This is a genomic window from Pseudomonas sp. JUb52, from assembly GCF_004341115.1.
GTDB lineage: Bacteria > Pseudomonadota > Gammaproteobacteria > Pseudomonadales > Pseudomonadaceae > Chryseomonas > Chryseomonas oryzihabitans.
This window is the reverse complement of the sequence record NZ_SLYS01000004.1, coordinates 1-21,972: the sequence shown is the minus strand read 5'-3', so window position 1 is coordinate 21,972 and position 21,972 is coordinate 1. Positions and strand designations below refer to the sequence as shown.

General features: G+C 67.1%; 18 protein-coding genes. 8 read left to right on the top strand and 10 right to left on the bottom strand.

Annotated features, from left to right (window positions below):
• Nucleotides 1-51: 51 nt before the first annotated feature.
• The 4 genes from urtD to urtA all read right to left on the bottom strand — a co-directional run bounded on the left by urtD (nt 52) and on the right by urtA (nt 5,188).
• A complete protein-coding gene (gene urtD / locus EC839_RS07990) occupies nt 52-897 on the bottom strand; it encodes an urea ABC transporter ATP-binding protein UrtD (protein ID WP_007161134.1) in 846 nt (281 codons plus the stop codon).
• Nucleotides 894-1,973: an urea ABC transporter permease subunit UrtC gene (urtC, locus tag EC839_RS07985; protein WP_007161133.1), complete on the bottom strand. Its 1,080-nt coding sequence runs from the start codon at nt 1,971-1,973 to the stop codon at nt 894-896. Before urtC ends, urtD begins: the two co-directional genes overlap by 4 nt.
• Nucleotides 1,970-3,538, bottom strand: a complete 1,569-nt coding sequence (urtB, locus tag EC839_RS07980; RefSeq protein WP_007161132.1) for an urea ABC transporter permease subunit UrtB — start codon at nt 3,536-3,538, stop codon at nt 1,970-1,972. The genes urtC and urtB overlap by 4 nt, the downstream gene beginning before the upstream one ends.
• Nucleotides 3,539-3,913: 375 nt before the next feature.
• Entirely contained in the window at nt 3,914-5,188 is a 1,275-nt protein-coding gene (gene urtA / locus EC839_RS07975; RefSeq protein ID WP_007161131.1) for an urea ABC transporter substrate-binding protein, read from the bottom strand.
• Between the two features lie 276 nt (nt 5,189-5,464).
• On the opposite strand from urtA, the gene EC839_RS07970 reads away from it, so the two are divergent.
• The 3 genes from EC839_RS07970 to EC839_RS07960 are packed head-to-tail and all read left to right on the top strand — an operon-like array spanning nt 5,465 to nt 9,099.
• Complete coding sequence (locus tag EC839_RS07970) at nt 5,465-6,421, top strand: NAD(P)-dependent oxidoreductase (RefSeq protein ID WP_256681060.1); 957 nt, start codon at nt 5,465-5,467, stop codon at nt 6,419-6,421.
• A gap of 2 nt (nt 6,422-6,423) precedes the next feature.
• Nucleotides 6,424-7,941: an aldehyde dehydrogenase family protein gene (locus EC839_RS07965; RefSeq protein ID WP_085982643.1), complete on the top strand. Its 1,518-nt coding sequence runs from the start codon at nt 6,424-6,426 to the stop codon at nt 7,939-7,941.
• 3 nt (nt 7,942-7,944) lie between these two features.
• Complete coding sequence (locus tag EC839_RS07960) at nt 7,945-9,099, top strand: M20 aminoacylase family protein (protein ID WP_007161128.1); 1,155 nt, start codon at nt 7,945-7,947, stop codon at nt 9,097-9,099.
• 27 nt (nt 9,100-9,126) lie between these two features.
• Here EC839_RS07960 and EC839_RS07955 read toward each other — a convergent pair whose 3' ends face one another.
• Nucleotides 9,127-10,029, bottom strand: a complete 903-nt coding sequence (locus tag EC839_RS07955) for a LysR family transcriptional regulator (RefSeq protein ID WP_007161127.1) — start codon at nt 10,027-10,029, stop codon at nt 9,127-9,129.
• A 329-nt stretch (nt 10,030-10,358) separates the two neighbouring features.
• On the opposite strand from EC839_RS07955, the gene EC839_RS07950 reads away from it, so the two are divergent.
• The 4 genes from EC839_RS07950 (at nt 10,359) to EC839_RS07935 (ending at nt 15,332) form a co-directional block, all read left to right on the top strand.
• Complete coding sequence (locus tag EC839_RS07950; protein ID WP_007161126.1) at nt 10,359-11,684, top strand: DUF3100 domain-containing protein; 1,326 nt, start codon at nt 10,359-10,361, stop codon at nt 11,682-11,684.
• A gap of 243 nt (nt 11,685-11,927) precedes the next feature.
• Complete coding sequence (rbsK, locus tag EC839_RS07945; RefSeq protein ID WP_007161125.1) at nt 11,928-12,854, top strand: ribokinase; 927 nt, start codon at nt 11,928-11,930, stop codon at nt 12,852-12,854.
• A 47-nt stretch (nt 12,855-12,901) separates the two neighbouring features.
• Nucleotides 12,902-14,233, top strand: coding sequence for an L-fucose:H+ symporter permease (fucP, locus tag EC839_RS07940; RefSeq protein WP_007161124.1), 1,332 nt, complete (start codon nt 12,902-12,904; stop codon nt 14,231-14,233).
• 13 nt (nt 14,234-14,246) lie between these two features.
• Complete coding sequence (locus tag EC839_RS07935) at nt 14,247-15,332, top strand: aldose 1-epimerase family protein (RefSeq protein WP_007161123.1); 1,086 nt, start codon at nt 14,247-14,249, stop codon at nt 15,330-15,332.
• Here the strand turns inward: EC839_RS07935 and deoR are convergent.
• Nucleotides 15,325-16,089, bottom strand: a complete 765-nt coding sequence (deoR, locus tag EC839_RS07930; protein ID WP_007161122.1) for a DNA-binding transcriptional repressor DeoR — start codon at nt 16,087-16,089, stop codon at nt 15,325-15,327. The two genes, EC839_RS07935 and deoR, sit on opposite strands and share 8 nt — an antisense overlap.
• A gap of 94 nt (nt 16,090-16,183) precedes the next feature.
• Between deoR and deoC the strand changes: the two genes are divergently transcribed.
• Nucleotides 16,184-16,861, top strand: a complete 678-nt coding sequence (deoC, locus tag EC839_RS07925; protein ID WP_007161121.1) for a deoxyribose-phosphate aldolase — start codon at nt 16,184-16,186, stop codon at nt 16,859-16,861.
• Between the two features lie 64 nt (nt 16,862-16,925).
• On the opposite strand, the gene cobM is transcribed toward deoC, so the two are convergent.
• The 4 genes from cobM to ltrA form a co-directional block, all read right to left on the bottom strand.
• On the bottom strand, nt 16,926-17,657 hold the full coding sequence (gene cobM, locus EC839_RS07920) for a precorrin-4 C(11)-methyltransferase (protein WP_007161120.1): 732 nt from the start codon (nt 17,655-17,657) through the stop codon (nt 16,926-16,928).
• Entirely contained in the window at nt 17,654-18,376 is a 723-nt protein-coding gene (locus EC839_RS07915) for a cobalt-precorrin-6A reductase (protein WP_007161119.1), read from the bottom strand. Before EC839_RS07915 ends, cobM begins: the two co-directional genes overlap by 4 nt.
• A 339-nt stretch (nt 18,377-18,715) precedes the next feature.
• Nucleotides 18,716-19,918: a bifunctional cobalt-precorrin-7 (C(5))-methyltransferase/cobalt-precorrin-6B (C(15))-methyltransferase gene (locus EC839_RS07910; protein ID WP_007161118.1), complete on the bottom strand. Its 1,203-nt coding sequence runs from the start codon at nt 19,916-19,918 to the stop codon at nt 18,716-18,718.
• 184 nt (nt 19,919-20,102) lie between these two features.
• Nucleotides 20,103-21,836 carry a group II intron reverse transcriptase/maturase gene (gene ltrA / locus EC839_RS07905; RefSeq protein WP_039975929.1) on the bottom strand — a complete coding sequence of 578 codons (1,734 nt, stop codon included), beginning with the start codon at nt 21,834-21,836 and terminating at the stop codon, nt 20,103-20,105.
• Nucleotides 21,837-21,972 lie beyond the last annotated feature (136 nt).

Sequence of the window (21,972 nt, the reverse complement as noted above, 5' to 3'; positions counted from 1 at the left end):
TCGCGGCGGCGAACCGCCATGGCCGCGATGCGCATTCTCAAGTCAGGGGCGCTAGCGCCCCAGATACACCTCGATCACCTGTTCGTTGGCCTGGACCTGGTCCAGCGAGCCTTCGGCGAGGACGTGGCCCTGGTGCAGCACGGTGACGTGGTCGGCGATGCTGCCGACGAAGCCCATGTCGTGCTCCACCACCATCAGCGAGTGCCTGGGCACCAGCGACTTGAACAGCTCGGCGGTGAATTCGGTCTCGGCATCGGTCATGCCGGCGACGGGTTCGTCGAGCAGCAGCAATTGCGGCTCCTGCACCAGCAGCATGCCGATCTCGAGGAATTGCTTCTGGCCGTGGGAGAGCAGGCCAGCGGTGCGGCCGCGCGATTCCTGCAGGCGGATGGTGGTGAGCACCTCTTCCAGGCGGTCGCGCTGTTCGCCGGAGAGCCGTGCGCGCAGGCTGGCCCAGACCGACTTGTCGGTCCGTTGCGCCAGCTCGAGGTTTTCCCAGACCGTCAGGGCCTCGAACACCGTGGGCTTCTGGAATTTGCGCCCGATGCCGGCCTGGGCGATTTCCACCGGTTGCAGACGGGTGAGGTCGAGGGTCTCGCCGAACCAGGCGCCGCCGCGGTCGGGGCGGGTCTTGCCGGTGATGACGTCCATCATGGTGGTCTTGCCGGCGCCGTTGGGGCCGATGATGCAGCGCAATTCGCCGACGCCGATGTAGAGATTGAGGTCGCGCAGGGCCTTGAAGCCATCGAAGCTGACCTCGATGCCTTCCAGGCTGAGGATGGTGCCGTGGCGGGTATCCAGGCCCGTGCCGGCGCGATGGCCGAGACCGCTGGCTTCGGCGCCGATGCCGGCATCGAGCACTTCCGCGGCGGTAGGAGGTACGGGGGCGGCTTTCATGCGTCGCGCTCCTTCTTGATGAGGCCGATCACGCCACGCGGCAGATAGAGGGTGACGACGATGAACAGGGCGCCGAGAAAGAACAGCCAGTATTCGGGGAAGGCCATGGTGAACCAGCTCTTGGCGCCGTTGACGATACCGGCACCGAGCACCGGGCCGATCAGGCTGCCGCGTCCGCCGAGGGCGACCCAGATGGCCGCTTCGATGGAGTTGGTGGGGGCCATCTCGCTGGGGTTGATGATGCCCACCTGGGGTACGTAGAGCGCCCCGGCTAGGCCGCAGAGCACCGCCGACAGTACCCAGACGAACAGCTTGAAGCCGCGCGGATCGTAGCCGCAGAAGGTCACCCGGTTCTCGGCGTCGCGGATCGCCGTGAGGATGCGGCCGAACTTGCTCTGCGCCAGGCGCCAGCCCAGCCAAAGGCTGGCCACCAGCAGGGCCACGGTGAGCAGGAAGAGCACCGCCCGGGTGCCCTGGGCGGCGACCGGAAAGCCCAGCAGGGTGGTGAAGCCGGTGAAGCCGTTGTTGCCGCCGAAGCCGGTCTCGTTGCGGAAGAACAGCAGCATGCCGGCAAAGGTCAGCGCCTGGGTCATGATCGAGAAGTAGACGCCCTTGATCTTCGAACGGAAGGCGAAGAAGCCGAACGCCAGGGCCAGCAGACCGGGGGCCAGCACCGCCAGGCACAGCGCCCAGAGGAAATGATCGGTGCCGGCCCAGAACCAGGGATAGCGGGTCCAGGAGAGAAAGCTCATGAACGGCGGCAGACCGTCACCGGCGGCCTGGCGCATCAGGTACATGCCCATGGCGTAGCCGCCCAGGGCAAAGAACAGCCCGTGGCCGAGGGAGAGCATCCCGGCATACCCCCAGACCAGGTCCAGCGCCAGGGCGACGATGGCGTAGCAGAGGATCTTGCCCACCAGGGTGAGGGTGTAGGCCGAGACCTGGAAGGGGTTGTCGGCTGGCAGCAGGGACAGCAGTGGCAGGGCGATCAGCACGGCGAGGGCCAGGCCGAGCACGGCCAGGCTCAGGCGCGGGCCGGCCTTCTGCACAGCGGTAAGCGCGAGTGGCTGGTTCAATCGATGACCCTCCCCTTGAGGGCGAACAGGCCCTGGGGCCGCTTCTGGATGAACAGGATGATCAGGCCGAGGATGAGGATCTTGCCCAGCACGGCGCCGATCTGGGGTTCGAGGATCTTGTTGACGATGCCCAGGCCGAAGGCCGCCAGCACGCTGCCGGCCAGTTGGCCGACGCCGCCGAGCACCACCACCAGGAAGGAGTCGATGATGTAGCTCTGGCCAAGGTCCGGACCGACGTTGCCGATCTGCGACAGGGCCACGCCGCCGAGGCCGGCGATGCCGGAACCGAGGCCGAAGGCGAGCATGTCGATGCGCCCGGTGGGGACGCCGCAGCAGGCTGCCATGTTGCGATTCTGGGTCACGGCGCGCACGTTGAGGCCCAGGCGGGTCTTGTTCAGCAGGGTCCAGGTGAGGATCAGCACGAAGACCACGAAGCCGAGGATGATCACCCGGTTCCACGGCAGGAGCAGGTTGGGCAGCACCTGGACGCCGCCGGACAGCCAGGCTGGGTTGGCCACCTCGACGTTCTGGGCGCCGAACAGCACCCGTACCGCCTGGATCAGCATCAGGCTGATGCCCCAGGTGGCCAGGAGGGTTTCCAGCGGGCGGCCATAGAGGTGGCGGATCACGGTGCGCTCCAGCGCCATGCCGATGGCGGCGGTGACGGCGAAGGCCACCGGCAGTGCCAGCAGCGGGTACCATGCCAGCCATTCGGGCGCCAGGCGTTGCAGGGTCAGCTGCACCACATAGGTGCTGTAGGCGCCGAGCATCAGCATCTCGCCGTGGGCCATGTTGATGACGCCGAGCAGGCCATAGGTGATGGCCAGACCCAGAGCGGCCAGCAGCAGGATGGAGCCGAGCGACAACCCGGTGAAGGCCTGGCCGAGCAGGTCGCCCAGCAGCAGCTTGCGGTCCACCTGGGCAAGGCCCGTGGCAGCGGCCTTGCGGACGTCGTCGTTGGCTTCCACGGCCGGGTCGAGGAGGGCCTGCAGGCGGGTCTTGGCCTGGGGCTCACCGGATTCGCCGAGCAGCCGCACCGCGGCCAGGCGCACGGCGGGATCGGGGTCGGTCAGCTGCAGATTGGCCAGGGCGGCGGCAAGGGCGCCTTTGACGTCCTTGTCGGCTTCGCTCTGCAGGCGCTTTTCCAGGAAGGCACGCTGCTCGGGCTTGGCCTCCTGGCGCAGGGCCTGGGCGGCGGCCAGGCGCACGCCGGCATCGGGCGACAGCAGCCCGCCGCTGGCCTGGGCGGCGCCGATGAGGATGCGCAGGCGGTTGTTCAGGCGTACCGGCTTGAGCGTGCCGGTAGGCGCGGTGGCGTCGCCTTCGGCGGCGCTGTAGCTGTCGCCGGTCTTGTAGAAGGGCCGCTTGTCTTCATCGACATAGAAGCGGCCGTCCTGCAGTGCCTGGAGCACCGGGAGCTGGGCGGGGTCGGGCGCGGCGGCCCAGTCCTGGAGGAGTTTGGCCTGGTCGTTGGCGCTGGCGGCGGCCAGGTCGGCGGCGGGGCCGGCCTGGGCGGTGCCCATGAGCAGCAACAGCAGGGGCAGCAGAAAAAGGCGTAGGGACATACTCGGCCTCGTGGGTGGGTAAAGGCTCCTGCCCGGCGTCTCCCGGGGGAGGGCGGGCGTGGCCTCGTTTCTGGTGCCGGCGTCCGGCGGTCTGGCCGGGTGCGCTGGCGGGCCCTCACCCCGGCCCTCTCCCAGGGTGAGAGGGGGCGGAGCGGAGCGTTGCTGTTGCGGGCGCTTCCGGTTCTGGCGGGCAGCGCCTCTTGCCCTCACCCCAACCCTCTCCCAAGGGGAGAGGGGGAAGAGCTGATGGCCTTGGAGCGTCTCTTGCCCCTCACCCCAACCCTCTCCCCGAGGGAGAGGGGGCAAGAGCTACAAGCTGAACGGCGTTTTGCTCCCCTTCCCTCGGAGTGAGGGGCCGGGAGTGAAGGCGGGCCGTTACTGGCCGCTCTTCACCGGTTCGTCGGACTTCTTGTCGTTGCCGGGGATGTAGGGGCTCCAGGGCTGGGCGCGGACCGGGCCCTCGGTCTGCCAGACGACGTTGAACTGACCGTCGTCCTGGACCTCGCCGATCATCACCGGCTTGTGCAGGTGATGGTTCTTCTCGTCCATCTTCACGGTGTAGCCGTCCGGCGCGGCGAAGGTCTGGCCGGCCATGGCCTTGCGCACCTTGTCGACGTCGGTGCTGCCGGCCTTTTCCACCGCCTGGGCCCACATGTGGATGCCGATGTGGGTAGCTTCCATGGGGTCGTTGGTCACGGCGGTCTGGTAGTTGGGCAGGTTCTTGGCCTTGGCGTAGGCCTTCCAGGCCTCGACGAACTTCTTGTTCACCGGGTTATCCAGCGACTCGAAGTAGTTCCAGGCGGCCAGCTGGCCCACCAGCGGCTTGGTGTCGATGCCGCGCAGTTCTTCCTCGCCCACCGAGAAGGCCACTACCGGCACGTCGGTGGCCTTCAGGCCCTGGTTGCCCAGTTCCTTGTAGAAGGGCACGTTGGAGTCGCCGTTGATGGTGGAGACCACCGCGGTCTTGCCGCCGGCGGAGAATTTCTTGATGTTGGCGACGATGGTCTGGTAATCGCTGTGGCCGAAAGGGGTGTAGACCTCTTCGATGTCCTTGTCCTGCACGCCCTTGCTGTGCAGGAAGGAGCGCAGAATCTTGTTGGTGGTGCGCGGATAGACGTAGTCGGTGCCCAGCAGGAAGAAGCGCTTGGCACCGCCGCCTTCTTCGCTCATCAGGTATTCCACCGCCGGGATGGCCTGCTGGTTCGGCGCCGCGCCGGTGTAGAAGACGTTGGGCGACATCTCTTCGCCTTCGTACTGCACCGGGTAGAACAGCAGGCCGTTGAGTTCTTCATAGACCGGCAGGACCGATTTGCGCGAGACCGAGGTCCAGCAGCCGAAGGTGACCGCGACCTTGTCCTGGGTCACCAGCTGACGGGCCTTCTCGGCGAACAGCGGCCAGTTGGAGGCCGGATCCACTACCACGGGTTCCAGCTTCTTGCCCAGTACCCCGCCCTTGGCGTTGATCTCGTCGATGGTCATCAGCGCCATGTCCTTGAGCGAGGTCTCGGAGATGGCCATGGTGCCGGACAGCGAATGCAGGATACCGACCTTGATGGTGTCCGCGGCGTGGGCGGCACTCCAGGGAAACAGGCCGCTCATGAGCAGGGCGGAGGCGGCAAGGGTGGTCTTCAGTAGAGGGCGGCGCTTCATGCGAAAGGCTCCTGAGCGAACGTGCGCTGTTGTTGGGCTGGACTGCTGGCCAGCCAGGGCGCCTTTTCAGGAACTGTGCCAGGCGTCGGCGAGACGCATAGGGACTGGCGCCTCGGCCTCGGCGGTGACTTCGCGGTCGGTCGCCCTGCACCAGTCTGGGGCTGGCAGTGCCCTTGAATCGCGCCTTTGCACGATGCTGGTGCCTCTGGCTCACGTTGCCTTTTGCGCAACATGAAAGTCCGAATGCCGTATTGGTGGTGATGCCTGGGGCCTCCCATACTCGATCGCCAAGGGGCCGGCCACCGGGTCGGTCACCGCCAATTCGAAGAAGAGGAACAAGGCATGGGCAGGCAGGTCGGGGTCATCGGACTCGGCAACATGGGCGGCAACATGGCGATCACTCTGGCGCGCAAGGGCGTGCCGGTCATCGGGCTGGACCCCTCCAGCGCCGCCTGCGAGCGGGTCGCCGCCCAGGGCGTGGCCATCGCCGGCGACCTGGCGGCCCTGGCCGCCAGCAACGACGTCATCGTGCTGTCGCTGCCCAAGGCCGAGCATGTCGAGGCCGTGTGCCTGGGCGAGGCGGGTCTGGTCAGCCGCGTGCGACCGGGCACCGTGGTGGTCGACACCACTACCTCCACCCCAGAGACCAGTCGCCGGGTGGCGGCGGCCTTCGCCGAGGTCGGCGCCGACTTCCTCGATGCCCCGGTTTCCGGCGGCCCCGCCGGTGCCGCGGCCGGCACCATGACCATGGTGATCGGCGGTAGCGAGGCGGCCCTGGCCAAGGCGCTGCCGGCGCTGGAAGCCATGAGCGCGACCCGGGTGCATATCGGCGCCGTGGGTGCCGGCAACATCGCCAAGATCGCCAACAACCTCCTGGCCGCGGCGCACCTGATCACCACCGCAGAAGCCGTCACCATGGCCGCCCGTGCCGGCGTCGCCCCGGAAAAGCTGCTCGAAGGCATCAATGCCGGTTCCGGGCGCAGCGCCGCCAGCCAGGGCATGTTCCCCACCTGGGTGCTGAACAAGGCCTACGACTCCGGCTTCACCATGGGCCTGATGCGCAAGGACGTGGGCCTGGCCCAGCAGCTCATCGCCGAACTCGGCCTCGATCTGCCACTGGCCGCGGCTACGGCCCAGGCCTGGAAGGCCAGCGCCGAGACCCTGGCCGATGGCGAGGATTTTTGCGCCATCGCACGACGCACCAGCGAAGACCTGTTCGGCAAGGGGGAATGATCATGATGAACGCCAAGACACTGGAATTGCTCAAGCCCTTCTGGGGCGACCGCCAGCAGGTCGCCAGCTTTGTGGACGGCACCTTCGTCGACGGCAGCGGCGAGCGGATCACCGTGCGCAACGCCCATGACGACAGCCCCGCCTACAGCTACCCCGACGCCGACCTGGCCGTGGTCGAGCGCGCCGATACCGCCGCCCGCCGGGCGCGCGAGGAATGGCGCGCCCTGACCGCCCAGGCGCGCGGGCGCATCATCTACCGGGTCGGCGCCCTGATCCGCGAGGAAGCCGAGGTTTTGGCGCAACTGGAATCCCAGACCGCCAACAAGCCGATCCGTGATGCCCGCGTCGAGGTGCTCAAGGTCGCCGAGATGTTCGAGTACTACGCCGGCTGGGCCGACAAGCTGCACGGCGAAGTCATCCCGGTGCCCACCAGTCATCTCAACTACGTGACCTACGAACCCCTAGGCACGGTGCTGCAGATCACCCCCTGGAACGCGCCCATCTTCACCGGCGGCTGGCAGATCGCCCCGGCCATCACCGCCGGCAACGCGGTGATCCTCAAGCCGTCCGAGCTGACCCCGGTGACCTCGCTGCTGCTCGGCGTGCTGGTGGAACGCGCCGGCGCGCCCAAGGGCCTGGTCAACGTGCTCGCCGGCCAGGGTCATACCGTGGGCCAGCAGGTGATCGCCCATGCCGACATCCGCAAGGTGGTCTTTGTCGGCTCGCCGGTCACCGGCCGGCACATCGCCGCCGCCGCGGCCCAGCGCTGCATCCCGGTGGTGCTGGAGCTGGGTGGCAAGTCGGCCAACATCGTCTTCGAAGACGCCGACCTGGACCTGGCCGTGCGCGGCGCCCAGGCGGCGATCTTTTCCGGCGCCGGCCAGAGTTGCGTATCCGGCTCGCGGCTGCTGGTGCAGGAATCCATCTACGAGCGCTTCATCCAGGCGGTGGCCCGCGCCGCCAGCCAGTTCAAGGTCGGCGATCCCAGTGATCCCGAGACCCAGATCGGTCCGATCCACAACGCCAAGCAGTTCGCCCATGTGCGCAACATGGTGGAAGGCGCCCTGGGCGAGGGCGCACGGCATGTCGCCAATGGCGTCGAGCCGCTGCCCGCCGGGACCGGCTACTACGTCAATCCCACGGTGCTGGCCGGCCATAACGGCCTGACCTGCGCCCAGGAAGAGATCTTCGGGCCGGTGGTGGTGGCCATTCCCTTCAAGGACGAGGCCGACGCCATCCGCATCGCCAACGACAGTCGCTTCGGCCTGGCCGGGGCGGTCTGGACCCGTGATGTCGGTCGTGCCCACCGGGTGGCCCGTGGTGTGCGCGCCGGCACCTTCTGGGTCAACGGCTACAAGACCATCCACGTCAGCTCGCCCTTCGGTGGCTATGGCGAGAGCGGCTACGGTCGCTCCTCCGGCCTCGACGCCCTGCGCGAATACAGCGAGGTGAAGAGCGTCTGGGTAGAAACCGCCGCCGTTCCCGCCGCCGGCTTCGGCTACGGCGCCAGCCTGGAGTAACCCATGACCATTCACCAAGCGCTGCTGGACGACGCCCGTAGCTGGCGTCGCGATTTCCACGCCCATCCCGAACTGGGTTTCGCCGAGCACCGCACCGCGGCGCGGGTCGCCGAATTGCTGGAGGGCTTCGGCCTGGAGGTCCATCGTGGCCTCGGCGGCACCGGCGTGGTCGGGGTGTTGCGCCATGGCGAGGGCCCCAGTATGGGGCTGCGCGCCGACATGGACGCCCTGCCGATGCAGGAGGTGGGGGACGTGCCCCATCGTTCCACCGCCGCCGGGCGCATGCATGCCTGCGGCCATGACGGCCACACCGCCGTCCTGCTGGCCACTGCGCGCCACCTGAGTGAGAACCGCGATTTCCGCGGCACCCTCTATTTCGTCTTCCAGCCCGCCGAAGAGAATCTCGGCGGCGCCCAGAAGATGATCGAAGACGGCCTGTTCGAACGCTTCCCGATGGACGCCATCTACGGTCTGCACAACTGGCCGGGGCTGCCGGCCGGGCAGGTAGTGGTCAATCCGGGTGCCATGATGGCTTCGCTGGACACCTTCGCCATCACCCTGACCGGCAAGGGCTGCCACGCGGCCATGCCCGAGCGCGGCCGCGATCCCATCGTCGCCGCGGCGGACCTGATCCTGCAGCTGCAGACCATCGTCGCCCGACGGATCTCGCCGCTGGCGTCGGCGGTGGTCAGCGTGACCATGATGGAGGCGGGGGAGGCGATCAACGTCATCCCCGAGGTGGCGCGACTCCGGGGCACGGTGCGTTGCCTGGACGGCGTGGTGCGCGCCGAGGTGGAGCGGCTGATCGGCGAGATCGTCGCCCAGGCGCCGCTGGCCCAGGGCGTGCGCGGCGAGCTGGAATTCACCCGCGGCTATCCGGTGACCCAGAACCATCCGGCCCAGGCCGCGCGGGTGCGTGAGGCGGCGGTAAGGGCCTTTGGTGCCGAGCGGGTCAGCGATGGCGTACCGCCATCCATGGCCTCCGAGGACTTCGCCTTCATGCTGGCGGCGCGTCCCGGCGCCTATCTCTGGCTGGGGGTCGACGGCGCCCAGCCCTCGGCGCCACTGCACAACCCGGCCTATGACTTCAACGACGCCATCATCGAACCGGCCGTACGGTTGTGGGCCGAGCTGGTGCGCCAGGAACTGCCCGCCTAAGCCCTTTGCAGCGAGTGCCGCCGACGCTCAGCGAAAGGCGGTCATCTGCTGCACCAGGCTGGTCCGCAACTCGTCCGCGGCGCGGCTGAGCTTGCGGCCCAGGCGGGTGACCAGTTCGACGTGGGCACGGGCGAAGCCGGGATCGGCCAGGGGCAGGGCGCGCAAGGCGCCGCTGTCCAGTTCCTGGGTCGCGGCGAACAGCGGCAGGAGGGTGACGCCGCCCTGCTGGGCATAGTGCTTGAGCAGGGCGAAGGTGTTGCAGGTCAGGGTCGGCGCCAGGCGCTGGCCGGCGGCCTGCTCCACGGCGTCGAGCATCTGGCGGATGCCGTAGGAGATGTCCGGCAGCGCCAGGCTATGTTGGCCCAGCTCCGTCAGGGTCACGGGGCCCTGGGTCGCGGCCAGCGGATGCTCCGGCGCCACCATGGCATAGAGCGGCTGCCCGCGGCTGCCATGCACCCGCAGGTGCGGATCGCGCGGCGGATTGAACACCAGCCCCAGTTGCGCCTCGTCTTCCATCACCTGGCGAATCACCTCGTTGGTGCCCACCACGTTGACCCTGACCTCGATATCCGGATGCCGCGCGGAAAAGTCGCCCAGGCTGCGCGACAGGTCGCCGATGAAGCCTTCGCCGATGGCCAGCACCACGCGACCGGTGCGCAGCCCCTGCAGATCGGCGATGGCGTCTCTCAGCCCGTCGAGCTGGGTCTGACGCTGGCGGAAGTAATCCAGCACCAGGCGCCCGGCCTCGGTCGGGGTGATGCCGCGGCGGTGGCGCTCGATCAGGTCGACGCCCAATTCTGCCTCGACCTGGGCGATCTGCCGGCTGACCGCGGACGGGGCGATGTCCAGGGCGTCGGCGGCGGCGCGCACGCTGCCCAGCCGCACCGCCTCGACGAAATAGTGCAAGCGTTGTTCGTGAATTCCACGCATCCGTGTGTTCTCGTAAAGGCAACGGAAAAGGCCATTTCCAGTATTGGAGAGAGAACAGGGCGCTGTCCATACTCGGGCCAAGACCACGGCCGCCCCGGCCTGGCCGAGGCCCGCGACGCAGAGCCCCGGAACGGCGCAAAGCTTCGTGCGAAACCCTGTCCGCGCTGGGCTTCCACCTTCCGGCACGCCAGCCGTGCGACCTCGACTAGGCCTCCAGAACGACCGGGTCGCGCTCCTTCGCGGAGCCCTTTTCTGCCCAGCGGGCTTCGCCGCTCGCGACTGCCAACCATACCTACAACCGAGCCCGCGAGCGGGCCGCAGGGGGAAGAATGAGCGCCAATCCGACGCTGGCCGTGGGCCAGGACCGAGCCGTCAGCGATACCGTCAAACTCTATATCTGGGCAGCACTGGTGCTGCTGATCGCCGAGCTGATCGGCTCCATCACCATTCCGCTGGGGCCGGGCAAGGTGGTGCTGCTGCCGATGATCTGGGCCCTGCTGCTGGGCGCGGCCGTTGGCCTGGTGGGCAAGCGCATGCCGCTGGGGCTGGGCATCGATCGCGGCGCCCAGGTACGCTCGGCAGCCATCCTGCAATACGCCTTGCTGGTGTTCATCGCCAAGCTCGGCCTGGTGGTGGGTGGTTCCCTGCCTACGGTGATCGCCGCCGGCTGGGCGCTGGCCTTCCAGGAGCTGGGCCATTTCGTCGGCACCATCCTGCTCGGCCTGCCGGTGGCGCTGCTGCTGGGCATCAAGCGCGAGGCCATTGGCGCGACCTTCTCGGTAGGGCGCGAACCCAGCCTGGCGATCATCGGTGAACGCTACGGCATGGACTCCCCGGAAGGCCGCGGCGTGCTCGCCGAATACCTCACCGGTACCCTGTTCGGCGCGGTGTTCATGGCCATCGTCGCCGGCTTCATCGCCAGTCTGAACATCTTCCACCCCTATTCCCTGGCCATGGGCGCCGGCATCGGTTCGGGCAGCATCATGGCCGCCGCAGCCGGTGCCATCGCCGCCCAGCAGACCCCTGAGGTGGCCAAGGAGGTCATGGCCCTGGCCGCTGCGGCCAACCTCATCACCATCACCCTGGGCACCTATTTCACCCTGTTCATCTCCCTGCCACTGGCGGTCTGGGGCTATCGGGTGATGGAGCCGCGCATCGGGCGCACCACCAAGGCCTCCTTCCAGCAGAGTTCGGTGGATGCCGCCGCGGTGGACGAACCCGTGGCGCTGGGCTGGTCGGCCCGCTTCAGTGCCTGGCTGGCCTCGGGTGCCCTGGCGCTGCTGGCGACCCTGGTGATGAGCAAGACGCTGCCGCCGGCCGCCTTCCTGGGGGTCGCGGTGATGATCCTGGCCGCCTTCGTTGGCGAGCTGCTCTGCCAGCTGTTCCGCCGCAAGGTGCCAGCGGTGTGCTGGGTGTCGCTGGTGGCCATGTTCCTGACCTCGCCCTGGTGCCCGCTGGCGCCGCAGATTACCGCCGCCCACAACGCGGTCGGCATCATGGCGCTGATCACCCCGATGCTGGCCTTCGCCGGCCTGTCCATCGCCAAGGACATCCCGGCCTTCCGCCGCCTCGGCTGGCGCATCGTGGTGGTCTCCCTGACCGCCGGCTTCGGCACCTTCATCGGCGCCGTGTTCATCGCCGAACTCTTCCACTGATCCGCCCCGCGCGCACCGGGTCCCCGGTGCGCCGCTTCCCGCTGCCGTACCGCACCGCCGTCTGATCTCTCCGTTTCTCGCATTTCGTGTGTCGCAGCTCCCAGCCTTGAGCGTTGGACGCCCGCTGTCGTCCGTGGACGATCACCGGCGCTTGAGCTGCGCCCCGAGTTGCAGTATCTATGATGGAAAATTAACAAAAATCGTTAATTTAATAACATCAAGAAAAACGGAGGCGCGCTCGGCATGGGCAAAATCGCGGTCATCGGCAGCAACATGGTCGATCTCATCACCTATATCGAGCGACTGCCTGTCCAGGGCGAGACGCTGGAAGCGCCGGACTTCGCCCTCGGCTGTGGCGGCAAGGGCGCCAACCAGGCGGTCGCCGCGGCCAAGCTGGGCAGCAAGGTGCTGATGTTGACCAAGGTCGGTGATGACCTCTTCGCCGACAACACCCTGGCCAACTTCCGTCGCTTCGGCATCGACACCCGCCACGTGACCCGTGCGCCCGGGCGCTCCAGCGGCGTGGCGCCGATCTTCGTGCAGCCCGATTCGCACAACAGCATCCTCATCGTGAAGGGCGCCAACGCCGCCCTTGGTCCGGCCGACATCCAGGCCGCGGAAGCCGATCTGCGCGACTGCGCGCTGATCGTGCTGCAACTGGAGATCGCCCTGGAGACCGTCTATGCCGCCATCGACTGCGGCCAGCGCCTGGGCATCCCGGTGTTGCTCAATCCGGCGCCGGCGGTGGCCGAGCTGAGCGCCGCGCACCTCGCCCGGCTGGACTACTTCGTCCCCAACGAGACCGAGCTGGCCCTGGTCAGCGGCCTGCCGGTGGCGGATCGCGACAGCGCCTTCGCCGCCGCGCGGGTATTGGCCGGTCGCGGCATCCGGCACGTGGTGGTCACCCTGGGCGCCGCGGGCGCGCTCTACGTGGGCGAGGAGGGCGAATTCAGCCTGCCCGGCCAGCGGGTGGCGGCCATCGACACCACCGGCGCCGGCGATGCCTTCATCGGCTGCTTCGCCCATGGCCGCGTCCAGGGCCTGGGCCTGCGTGAGGCCATGCAGCGGGCGGTGGCCTATTCGGCGCTGTCGGTCACCGGGCGCGGCACCCAGACCTCCTATCCCGAGGCCGCGGTCTTCGAAGACTACCTCGCTTCCCTGGATCTCTGACGCAAGGTCGGCGAAACCCCACCCTGGCACCCCTACGGAGAACAACAATGAGCCAGTCACCCCTGCGGCCCAGTGCCGACGGCTATTACCTGAACCGCACGCCGTGGTTCGCCTTCATCCTGCTGTGCTGCATCTTCGCCCTCTGGGCCGCGGCGGCGAGCATGAACGACGTGCTCATCGCCCACTTCAAGAAGGCCTTCCTGCTCAGTGACTTCCAGACCGCCTTCGTCCAGTCGGCCTTCTATCTCGGCTATTTCTTCCTGGCCCTGCCGGCCGCGCTGATGGTGCGGCGCTTCAGCTACAAGACGACCATCCTCTTCGGCCTGTTCCTCTACATGGTCGGCTGCCTGCTGTTCTTTCCCGCCGCCTCCATGGCCAAGTACGGCATGTTCCTGCTGGCGCTGTTCGTGATCGCTGCGGGACTGTCCTTTCTGGAGACCGCCTGCAACACCTATTCGACCCTGCTCGGGCCGCGCGAGACCGGCACCCGCCGGCTGAACATCTCCCAGACCTTCCACCCCTTCGGCGCCATGACCGGGGTCTACGTCGGCAGCTTCGTGATGTTCAAGGAGGGTGACGCCAGCCAGGCGCAGCTGCTGCAGATGAATCCCGCCGAGGCCGCCGCCCAGCAGTTGCAGATGATCCAGGCTACCCTTACGCCCTACCAGTGGATGATCGGCGTGCTGGTGCTGATCTTCGTGCTCATCGCCTGCACCCGCTATCCGGCCTGCAAGGGCAACGATCGGGCCCGCAGCGAGGGTGACGGCGTCGCCGCCAGTCTGGGCCGCCTGCGACGCAATCCGCGCTTCGTCTTTGGCGTGCTGGCGCAATTCCTCTACGTCGGCGCCCAGGTTGGCGTCTGGAGCTTTACCATCCGCCTGGCCATGCAACTCGGCGGCATGAACGAGCGCAGCGCCTCCTGGTTCCTGCTCACCACCTTCGCCGCCTATTTCGTCGGCAAGCTGATCGCCAACCTGCTGATGCGCCGCTGGCATCCGGCCAAGGTGCTGGGCGTCTACGGGGTGCTGTGCATCGCGCTGCTGGCCTACACCATCCTGGTGCCCAACATCACCGCGGTGTACGCCGCCGTGGGCGTGAGCATCTTCCTCGGACCCTGCTGGCCGACCATCTATGGCCTGACCGTCGACGGTATCGGCCGGGACACCGAATTCGGCGGCTCGCTGCTGGTGATGAGCATCGTCGGCGGCGGGGTGATCCCGATCTTCCAGGGCCTGCTGTCGGACTACACCGGCGGCAACATGCAGCTGGCCTATTCGGTGCCGCTGCTGTGCTTCACGGTGATCGTCGCCTACGCCCTCTATTGCCTGCGTCATCCGGCCAGCGAACGGCTGCCGGTGGGCGCCGCCCAGACTGCCTGAGGAGGGCGCCGTCATGTCCGTACGCCTGCCCCTGCAGCCTGAGCAATTCACCGCCGACGAGCGCACCCTGCTCGCCAGCGACGCCTTCCAGGTGCGCGCCTGGACCTATCCCTCCGGGGTGCGCGCCCTGGCGCTGGAGAATCGTCGTGGCCGCCTGGTGGTGCTGCCCTACCAGGGGCAGATGATCTGGGACGCCAGCTTCGACGGCTGCCGCCTGACCATGCCGGGGCTGTTCGACCAACCGCGGCCGACCCGGCGGATCATCGAGACCTATGGCTGCTTCATGTTCCACGCCGGGGTACTGCGCAACGGCTGCCCGGCGCCGGAGGACAGCCACGAGTTGCACGGCGAGCTGCCCTGCGCGCCGCTGGACGAGGCCTGGCTGGAACTGGGCCAGGACGCGGAGGGCGATTTCCTGCGCGTGGGCGGCCGCCACGACTATGCCATGGGCTTCGGCGATCGCTATCGCGCCCAGCCCCGCGTGACCCTGAGAGCGGACAGCGCGGTGTTCGAACTAGGCCTGGAGGTGGAAAACCAGGCCGGCCAGCCCATGGACCTGATGTACATGGCGCACATGAATTACGCCTATGTGCCCGGCGGACGCTTCCACGAGCCGCTCGGGGTGGCCCGCACCCGGGTGCGCACCAGCGTGCCGGCCCATGTGCGGCCGACCGCCGACTGGCAGGCCTTCATCGCCGAACTGGCCGAGGACCCCGAGCGGCTGCGGGTGCTGGATGCGCCGGCGCGCTACCAGCCGGAGATCGTCAGTTTCATCGATGCGCCGGGGACCGACGCGGCGGGGGAGGCGCATTTCCTGCTGGAGCATCCGGGCGGCGCCGCCTTCTACACGGCCTATCGCCCGCAGGACTTGCCCCATGCCACGCGCTGGGTGCTGCACAACCCCGATCAGCAGGTGGCGGCCTTCGTGCTGCCGGCGACCTGCGAACCGGAGGGCTATCTGGCCGAGACGGCCAAGGACCAGGTGCAGCAGCTGCAACCGGGAGAGCGCCGCGCCTTCAGCGTCCGGACCGGCTATCTCGCCGCCGCCGAGCGTGAGGCGCTGCTGACGCGCCTGGCCGACCCGGCGCGGATCAGGTAAGCAGTTGCGCGCCGTTCGCCTCGATCCGCTCGCGATAGCTGCGCGGAATGTGTCCGTCACTGACCACCAGGTCGAAGTCGCCGAGTGCCGCGAAATGCGCGGCGCGCACCACGTCGAACTTGGTATGGTCGACCAGCAGGAGCCGCTGCTGGGCCTGGCGCAGGACCTTCTGCTTGACCTCGACCTCGTTGAAGTTGAAGCAGGTGACGCCAAAGTCCTCGCTCACCCCGGCCGCCGAGACGAAGGCATGGGTGAGGCGCACGCCGTCGAGCACCCCGGTCTCCAGGCGACTCTCGAAGATCTGGTTCTTGCGCTGGAAGGTGCCGCCGCAGACCACCAGGGTGCAGTTGACCTTCTGCTGCAGCTTGAGCAGCACATTGAGCGAATGGCAGACGGCGGTGAATTCCAGGTCATCGGGAATGAAGTCCACCACGAAGGGCGTGGTGGTCCCGCAATCGAGGAAGACGGTGTCGCCGGCGCGGATCTGCGCCGCGGCCAGCCGACCGATGCGGCGTTTTTCCTCGACCTGGCGCAGATCCTGTTCCACCACCTGGTAGCCAGGCGCCTCGCTGCCGCCGACATCGCGGGTGACATGACCGCCGAGCAGGCGCAGGCCGTCCGGCGGGAGCCGCAGGTCGCGTCTCAGGGTCATTTCCGAGACACCCAGGAGCTGGGCCATCTCGCGCAGGTGAATGGCGTGCTGATCCTGCAGCGCCTGGTGCATCAGCTTGAGCCGAGCGGCTTTCTTGCTATCCATGAGGGGTGCGCTACGGGAGTCCGACTAGAGGTGCAGGCCGCACCAACCAAGAATTCTGATCCGATCATACGCTACCCGTGCCTGAGGAGGCCCCATGCAGCTTGAACCCGGCGAACTCGCCAAGACCATCGACCACACCCTGCTCGCCGCCGATGCCCGCCGCGCCCAGATCGACCGCCTGTGCCAGGAGGCGCGCACCCATGGCTTCTATTCGGTGTGCGTGAATTCCGCCCAGGTCCCCCACGTCGCGGCGCAACTGGCCGGTAGCGCGGTCAAGGTCTGCGCGGTGGTGGGCTTTCCGCTCGGCGCCGGGCTGAGCGCGGCCAAGGCCTTCGAGGCCGAGCAGGCCATCGCCGCCGGGGCCGGGGAGATCGACATGGTGCTCAACCTCGGCTGGCTCAAGGATGGCCTGCTGGAAGAGGTATCCGCCGACATCGCCGCGGTGCAGGCCGCCTGTGGCGCGGTACCGCTCAAGGTGATCCTGGAGACCGGTCTGCTCGACGATGAGCAGAAGCGCCAGGCCTGCCGGATCTGTCGCGACCTCGGCGTCGCCTTCGTCAAGACCTCTACCGGTTTCGGCCACGGCGGCGCGACCCTGGACGATGTCCGCCTGATGCGCGAAGAGGTGGGTCCGGAAATGGGCGTGAAAGCCTCCGGCGGCGTGCGTGACCGCGCCACCGCCCAGGCCATGCTGGACGCCGGTGCGACCCGCCTGGGAACCAGCTCGGGCGTGGCCATCGTCAGCGGTAGCGAGGGTGGGGCGGAGTATTGATGCAGGGGTGACGTAGGTTGGGTTGGGCTTTCGGCGGTGGAGCCGCCTCAGCCCAATCTACGGGTTAGCCCGGTCCTTGCCGATACAGCTTGGAATCCTGGAAATCCCCCGGCGCCAGCACCTCGCCGACCAGGATCAGGGCGGTGCGGCGAAAGTCCTTGTCCCGCGCTCGTTCGACGATGTCGGCCAGGGTGCCCCGGACGCTGGCCTGGTCCGGCCAGCTGGCGCGGTGGACGATCGCCACCGGGCAGGCGGGGCCGTAGTGCGGCAAGAGGTCGGCGACGATGCGCTCCAGCTGGCCTACGCCGAGGTGGATCGCCAGGGTCGCGCGATGGCGGGCCAGGTCGGCCAGCGCCTCGCCTGCCGGCATGGCCGTGCGGCTGGCGTAGCGGGTGAGGATCACCGTCTGGCTGACCCCGGGCAGGGTCAGCTCGCAACCCAGCAGCGCAGCGCAGGCAGCGGTAGCGGTGACGCCGGGAACGATCTCATAGGGAATGCCCAGCGCCATCAGGCGACGGATCTGCTCGCCGATGGCGCCGTACAGCGAGGGATCGCCGGAATGCACCCGGGCCACGTCCTGGCCGCGGGCATGGGCGGCGGCCAGATGGCCGACGATGGCGTCGAGATCCAAGTGGGCGGTGTCGATCACCGTCTCGGCCTGATGCCCCTCCAGCACCGCGGGCGGCACCAGGGAGCCGGCATAGAGGATCACCGGGCACTGGCGGATCAGCCGCTGGCCCTTGACGGTGATGAGGTCGGGATCGCCGGGACCGGCGCCGATGAAATGAACGGTCATGGGGTTTCCTCGGCCAGGGCGACAAGCAGTTCGGCGGCGCTGGCGAATTCGCGATCGACGCAGGGCAGGGGGGGGCGGCGCAGGATCAGCACCGGCAGGCCCCGCTCGCGGGCCACCTGCAACTTGGGCTGGGTGGCGGCGCTGCCGCTGTTCTTGCTGATCAGCACATCGAAGTCGCCCGCGGCGAAGAGTGCGCGTTCGGCCTCCAGGGCGAAGGGGCCGCGGTCGGCGATGATCCGCGCCCGTGCGTGGCCGGGATGGGCGTCGAGCAGGCGCAGGGTCCAGAACTGGTGGGTGGGAATTTCTTCCAGATGCTCCAGAGGTTCGCGCCCCAGGGTGAAGAAGGGGCGGACGAAGGGTGCCAGTGCGGTCTGCAACTCGGACCAGTCGGCCACCTCGCGCCAGTCATCGTCGGCTCCTGCCTGCCAACCCGGGCGGCGCAGCGCCCAGCAGGGGATGCCGGCCTGGGCCGCGGCCTGGGCAGCGTTGTGGCTGATCTGGGCGGCGTAGGGATGGGTGGCGTCCAGCAGCAGTTCGATGCCTTCGTCGCGAAGAAAGGCAGCCAGTCCCGCGGCACCGCCGTAGCCGCCGACCCGCACCTGGCAAGGCAGGTCCTGGGGCACCCGGCCGAGACCGGCCAGGCTGTAGAGGGCATTCGCCGGTAACTGGCGGGCGATGGCCAGGGCTTCGGTGGTACCGCCGAGCAGGAGGATCTTCATGGGCGGTCTTCCGTAGGAGCGGGAGGCTTTGTCATGCATGGAGCGCCCTCACCCCCGGCCCCTCTCCCCGAGGGAGAGGGGAGGAAAGGTGGTGCCTGGGGGCTGGCTGCGGAGTAGGGGTATTGGTCTCGCAGGCGGCTTTCCCGCTGGTCATTGCAGCTTGCTCGGTAATAGTCGTGGGCGTCAGCCCGGACGCCAGACTTCCAAGCCACCACCCAACCACCCCCTCTCCTCCGCGGGGAGAGGGCTGGGGTGAGGGGGCAAGGAGCCGCTCATAGTCCTCAGGGATGAAGGAGGCACACCCAACCACCCGCTCTACTTTTGACGAGCGAAGCCCACTCACGGCTTCACCGCTTCCAACAACGTAATAGGCAGCGCCGCACGCCAGGTGTCGAAGGTGCCCAGCGGCTGGGCCTGGGCTACCTGCAGACGGGTCAGGTCGCCGCCGTGGCGTTCGCGAAAGGCCACCAGCGCGGCTTCGGTCTGCAGGGTCACGGCATTGGCGGCCAGGCGACCGCCGGGGCGCAGCGCGGCCCAGCAGGCGTCCAGCACCCCTGGCGCGGTGAGGCCGCCGCCGATGAAGATGGCGTCCGGGGTGGCCAGACCGGCCAGGGCCTCGGGCGCCTGGCCGGCCACCAGGTGCAGGGCTGGGGCGCCAAGCTGATCGCGGTTGTGGAGGATATGCGCCTGGCGGCCGGCGTCGGCTTCGATGGCCAGTACTCGGCAGCCGGGATGGCTGCGCGCCCATTCGATGCCGATGGAGCCGCAACCGGCGCCCACGTCCCACAGCAGCTCACCGGGGCGCGGCGCCAGGCGCGCCAGGGTCACGGCGCGGACGTCTCGCTTGGTCAGTTGGCCATCGTGGCGATAGACGCTGTCCGGCAGGCCGGGGGTGAGCGGCAGGCCCGCTTCACCGGTCTCGCTCAGGACCTCGATGGCCACCAGGTTGAGCGCCGCCGCTTCCACCAGCGACCAGTCCTGGGCGCGACCGGTGATTCGGCGCTCCAGGGGACCGCCCAGGTGCTCCAGCACCTGCAGCTGGCTGGCGCCAAAGCCCTGCTCCACCAGCAGCGCGGCCAGGGCCGCAGGGCTGTGGCCGTCGTTGCTCAATACCAGCAGGCGGGCGCCCGGGTGCAGATGGCGCACCACGGCGGCCAGGGGGCGGGCCACCACCGATAGCAGGGTGACGTCCTGCAGCGGCCAGCCCAGGCGAGCCGCGGCCAGGGAATAGGAGGAGGGCGCCGGCAGCACCTGCAGTTCGTCGGCCGATAGCTGGCGCGCCAGGCTCGCGCCGACGCCGAACAGCATGGGATCGCCGCTGGCCAGCACGCAGACCGGGGTGCCGCGCCGGTCCAGTACCGGGGCCAGGGCGAAGGGCTGTGGCCAGGGCTCGCGCGTGGCGCGGATGCAGGGGGGCAGCAGCGCCAGCTGGCGCGGACCGCCGATGACGACCCCTGCCTCCAGCAGGGCGCGGCGGGCCTGTTTGCCGAGGCCGGGGTAGCCGTCTTCGCCGATACCCACCACGGTCAGCCAGGGGATCATGAACACACCTCATCGAACGTCAGCCGACCGGGCGTTTTCAAGGGGTCGGGGTCGGGTGGCCCCGGAGTCATTATCTGACCCGGGGCCCCCTAAGAACCGTGCTTGCGACTTTCGCAGCACACGGCTCAAGCTTACGAAAAACCAGCCATAGGCTGGCCGGCAACTGTGACGTGCGATCCTAACATCATAGACCGCTATATCTCAGGGTTACCTGTTGCCGCTGGCTATGCACCAGCGAGTGGCAGTTAGGGTGTATGAGCACGCGATTTTTCAGGGTGTCCTTGCCGCCGTCCACCCGTCGAATGACGTGATGGTCGTCCCAGCCAGTTTCCTTATTTACCGCGTGACCACATAAGGCGCAGAGTCCTTTCTGCCGCGTGAAGAGATACAGGATTTGTTTTCTGAAATGCAGTTTGTGCTGCATTCGTCGAACTCTTAGTTTTTCCCATTTCTCTTCGTGTTTCGCATCGTATGGATGGTACCCACCCGATAGCCGCGGTTGTCGCCTTATCTCAGTGTCCGCTAGCTGGTATAGCTGGCAGAACTTGCGTTCACCCTTCTTACCTCTGTAGGGATGCGCAAAAACCCAATTTCGCTTGCCTATGGAGTGGAAGTATCTATTCCGGCACCAATTAGCTTGCTTCTTCGGATGACGGCGCTTCGCCCACCTTCGCAGCAACCAGACGATCAAGCTGTCTAACCGGCTGAAGGCTTTCTTTGCTACGGCTGGAGAGTGGTATTGAGCCCACCCTTTCAGCACCGGATTCAGGCGTCCGATTAGCTCTTCCTGAGTCAATGCCCCGCTGGTTTTTACTATTTCTCTAACCTTGCGATAGAACGTTGAGATGTTCTTTTTCGAGGGCTTGATGAATAGCTTGGTCCGGCGGTAAGGCGACTTCGGGACGTACTTCCTGAAATTCCACCCTAGGAAATCGAAGCCCTGAAGGATGTGGGTTATCTGCGTTTTCTCTTCGGACAAGCTCACCCCTCGTACTGACAGGAATTGCTCGACCCAAGGTATGACCTCGTCAGTCAACAGCTCTTTGGTAGCCGCTGTGATGATGAAGTCGTCCGCGTATCGCACCACATGCACTCTGGGCGTATCGGCGTCGGTACCCGCTAGCTTTCTGGCCAGATGGCCTTTGAGCTGCATCTCCAAGCCGTTAAGGGTGGCGTTAGCCAAACAGGGCGAAATAATCCCGCCTTGTGGCGTCCCGGCCTCCGTAGCCATGAAGTGTCGCCGGTCAATTACCCCGGCCTTCAACCACAGCCGCAGTACCTTCTTGTCCATAGGGGCGTTCTGGCACAGCCACTCGTGATTGATGTTGTCGAAGAACCCCTTGATGTCACCTTCCAGAACCCACATAGGTGAGTCGTCTCTCGACATTAACTGAAAGATTTCAACCATCGCATCAGCGGTCGAGCGATCCGGCCGGAAGCCGAAACTTTTCGGGTCGCTGGTGCTTTCGATGACGGGTTCCAGGGCTGACAGGTAGAGCGCTTGCATGGCCCGATCAAACATCGTCGGTATACCTAGCGGGCGCTTTTCCTTCTTCCCTGGCTTCGGTATCCAAACCCTCTTTAGCGGTTTGGGCCGATAGCCTCGTTTCTCCGATAGACGCTTCGCGGCGTAGAGCTTGGCTGGAGGCGTCCCCCAGGTTTCTCCATCAACGCCCGGAGTCTTGCGACCCCGGTTTTCAGTCACCCGTCTTACAGCCAAACAGCGACCATAAAACGAATGGGTCAGTAACCGTTGTAGGCGTTTAACCCTACGCCAGTCACCGGCCATTGTTGCCTGCGCAATCTTCAACTGCGTTTTCCGAACGGAGATTTGGATCTTGGCCCAATCGAGATCGTGCCAGCCCTTCACGCCGTCAGGAGACGCAGACGAAACCGATGTTGCTGGTTGCGTATTCATACAGTCCTCCTCAGGTCAGTAACCTTCGGGACGGACTTCTCCCCCTAGGGGTTGAAGTCACCCCTAGGGTCGTTTCGCTGGAAATCAGCACTAGATCATGCGCCCGTAAACCAGGTGCACGTCAGCCAGGGTTGCC

Coding starts and splice junctions, on each gene's coding strand:
- cobM (WP_007161120.1), bottom strand. CDS start 17,657: ATGACCGTTCATTTCATCGGCGCCGGTCCCGGCGATCCCGACCTCATC.
- EC839_RS07950 (WP_007161126.1), top strand. CDS start 10,359: ATGAGCGCCAATCCGACGCTGGCCGTGGGCCAGGACCGAGCCGTCAGC.
- deoR (WP_007161122.1), bottom strand. CDS start 16,089: ATGGATAGCAAGAAAGCCGCTCGGCTCAAGCTGATGCACCAGGCGCTG.
- EC839_RS07915 (WP_007161119.1), bottom strand. CDS start 18,376: ATGAAGATCCTCCTGCTCGGCGGTACCACCGAAGCCCTGGCCATCGCC.
- fucP (WP_007161124.1), top strand. CDS start 12,902: ATGAGCCAGTCACCCCTGCGGCCCAGTGCCGACGGCTATTACCTGAAC.
- deoC (WP_007161121.1), top strand. CDS start 16,184: ATGCAGCTTGAACCCGGCGAACTCGCCAAGACCATCGACCACACCCTG.
- ltrA (WP_039975929.1), bottom strand. CDS start 21,836: ATGAATACGCAACCAGCAACATCGGTTTCGTCTGCGTCTCCTGACGGC.
- urtD (WP_007161134.1), bottom strand. CDS start 897: ATGAAAGCCGCCCCCGTACCTCCTACCGCCGCGGAAGTGCTCGATGCC.
- urtB (WP_007161132.1), bottom strand. CDS start 3,538: ATGTCCCTACGCCTTTTTCTGCTGCCCCTGCTGTTGCTGCTCATGGGC.
- rbsK (WP_007161125.1), top strand. CDS start 11,928: ATGGGCAAAATCGCGGTCATCGGCAGCAACATGGTCGATCTCATCACC.
- EC839_RS07910 (WP_007161118.1), bottom strand. CDS start 19,918: ATGATCCCCTGGCTGACCGTGGTGGGTATCGGCGAAGACGGCTACCCC.
- urtA (WP_007161131.1), bottom strand. CDS start 5,188: ATGAAGCGCCGCCCTCTACTGAAGACCACCCTTGCCGCCTCCGCCCTG.
- EC839_RS07965 (WP_085982643.1), top strand. CDS start 6,424: ATGATGAACGCCAAGACACTGGAATTGCTCAAGCCCTTCTGGGGCGAC.
- EC839_RS07935 (WP_007161123.1), top strand. CDS start 14,247: ATGTCCGTACGCCTGCCCCTGCAGCCTGAGCAATTCACCGCCGACGAG.
- EC839_RS07955 (WP_007161127.1), bottom strand. CDS start 10,029: ATGCGTGGAATTCACGAACAACGCTTGCACTATTTCGTCGAGGCGGTG.
- EC839_RS07960 (WP_007161128.1), top strand. CDS start 7,945: ATGACCATTCACCAAGCGCTGCTGGACGACGCCCGTAGCTGGCGTCGC.